The organism is bacterium (assembly GCA_030654305.1).
In the GTDB taxonomy this organism is placed as follows: domain Bacteria; phylum Krumholzibacteriota; class Krumholzibacteriia; order LZORAL124-64-63; family LZORAL124-64-63; genus PNOJ01.
This window is the reverse complement of the sequence record JAURXS010000157.1, coordinates 1-1,665: the sequence shown is the minus strand read 5'-3', so window position 1 is coordinate 1,665 and position 1,665 is coordinate 1. Positions and strand designations below refer to the sequence as shown.

Annotated in this window: 4 protein-coding genes; all 4 read left to right on the top strand. The window is 73.6% G+C overall.

What is annotated here, in order from left to right; genetic code table 11:
• Position 1: 1 nt before the first annotated feature.
• A complete protein-coding gene (locus tag Q7W29_04245; GenBank protein MDO9171025.1) occupies positions 2–247 on the top strand; it encodes a Smr/MutS family protein in 246 nt (81 codons plus the stop codon).
• On the top strand, positions 240–626 hold the full coding sequence (locus tag Q7W29_04240) for a Smr/MutS family protein (protein ID MDO9171024.1): 387 nt from the start codon (positions 240–242) through the stop codon (positions 624–626). Before Q7W29_04245 ends, Q7W29_04240 begins: the two co-directional genes overlap by 8 nt.
• Positions 623–1,360, top strand: a complete 738-nt coding sequence (locus tag Q7W29_04235; GenBank protein MDO9171023.1) for an SDR family oxidoreductase — start codon at positions 623–625, stop codon at positions 1,358–1,360. The genes Q7W29_04240 and Q7W29_04235 overlap by 4 nt, the downstream gene beginning before the upstream one ends.
• A gap of 29 nt (positions 1,361–1,389) precedes the next feature.
• The coding region (locus tag Q7W29_04230) for a sulfotransferase (GenBank protein MDO9171022.1) at positions 1,390–1,665 on the top strand (276 nt) is incomplete at its 3' end.

The window sequence follows — 1,665 nt, the reverse complement described above, 5'->3', positions numbered from 1 at the left end:
CATGTTCCTGCCGCGGGACGTGAAGGACCTGGTGCGCGACTACCTGGACGCCTGCCTGGAGCGCGGCATCCTCGACGTGCGCATCATCCACGGCAAGGGGATCGGCGTGCAGCGGGAGATCGTGCGCGCGGAGCTGGCGCGGCACCCGGCCGTGGCGAGCTTCGGCACGGCGCCCGACGCCGGCAGCTGGGGCGCCACCGTCGTGCGGCTGCAGCGGCCTGTGACCGGGGGCGGCGAGCATGGGTAAGCACAAGAGCCGCCAACCCGGCAGCAGCGGCCGCACCAAGGGGACGGGCCGCTCCATCCGCCACGAGGCCTACGAGGCCGAGGATCGCCCCCGCCCCTCGGGCGAGCCGCCGCCGGCCATCCACCTGCGGCAGCTGCGGGCCGCCCAGGCGCTCGAGAAGCTGGAGATGCAGATCTTCCTGCTGCAGCGCCGCGGCGCGCGGCAGGTGCTGGTGGTTCACGGCAGGGGACTGCGTTCGCAGGGAGAACCCGTGATCGCGCCGCTGGTGCAGGACTGGCTGCGGGCCCATCCCGACATCGTCGCGAACTGGCAGCCCGCGCCCCGGGACTGGGGCGGCGAGGGCGCGCTGGTGGTCACGTTGAGGAAGGTGGAATCATGACCGAGCTGAAGGGGCGCGTCGCCCTGGTGACCGGCGGCGCGGTGCGCGTCGGCCGCGTGCTCGCCCTGGGCCTGGCCAGAGCCGGCGTCGACGTGGCCGTCCACCACAACCGCTCTCTGGTCGAGGCCCGCGCCACCGCGTTCGCGATCTCGGAGCTGGGCGCCCGCGCGACCCTGGTGCAGGGGGACCTGCTGGACGCCGACGTGCCGGCGCGGCTGCTGGACGAGGCCTCCGCCGAGCTGGGGCCGGTCGACATCCTGGTCAACAACGCCTCGCTCTTCGACCAGGGCCGCTTCGCGGCCACCGACCTGGACGTCTGGAGCCGCATGCAGCGGGTCAACCTGCGCGCCCCGCTGCTGTTGAGCCAGGCCTTCGCCGCCGCGCTGCCACCCGACCGCGAGGGCGACATCGTGAACCTCAACGACGTCCACGCCCTGCGCCCCCGCGCCGACTACTTCGCCTACACCCAGAGCAAGGCCGCCCTGCACGACCTGACCCGCAACCTGGCGCTGGCCCTGGCGCCGCGCGTGCGCGTCAACGAGATCGCCCTGGGCGCCGTGCTGCCGCCCGCGTCGCCGCCGGAGTCCTACGCGCACGTGTCCCGCGACGCGCTGCCGCTGCGCCGCTTCCCGACGCCCGACGACGTGGCCGATGCGCTGCTGTTCCTGCTGGGATGCCGGGCGGTGACCGGCCAGACGATCCTCGTCGACGGCGGGGAGCATCTCGCCCGCTAATGCGATTGCGATCCGACAGGAGTTGTCCCATGCGTCTGCCCGATTTCCTGATCATCGGCGCCGCCAAGTCGGGCACCACGGCGTTGGCGCGCTACGCCGGCCAGCACCCCGGGATCTTCGTCTGCCCGATGAAGGAGACCGACTTCTTCGGGTTCGACCCGGCGGCGCCGCCGCCCGGTCGCCTCTGGGACGACGCGCGCCACACCTTCCCCGTGCGCACGCTGCAGCAGTACGCCGCGCTGTTCGCCGAGGCCGGCGACGCGCGCCTCGCGGGCGAGGCGTCCCCCCTGTACCTCGAGAGCCCG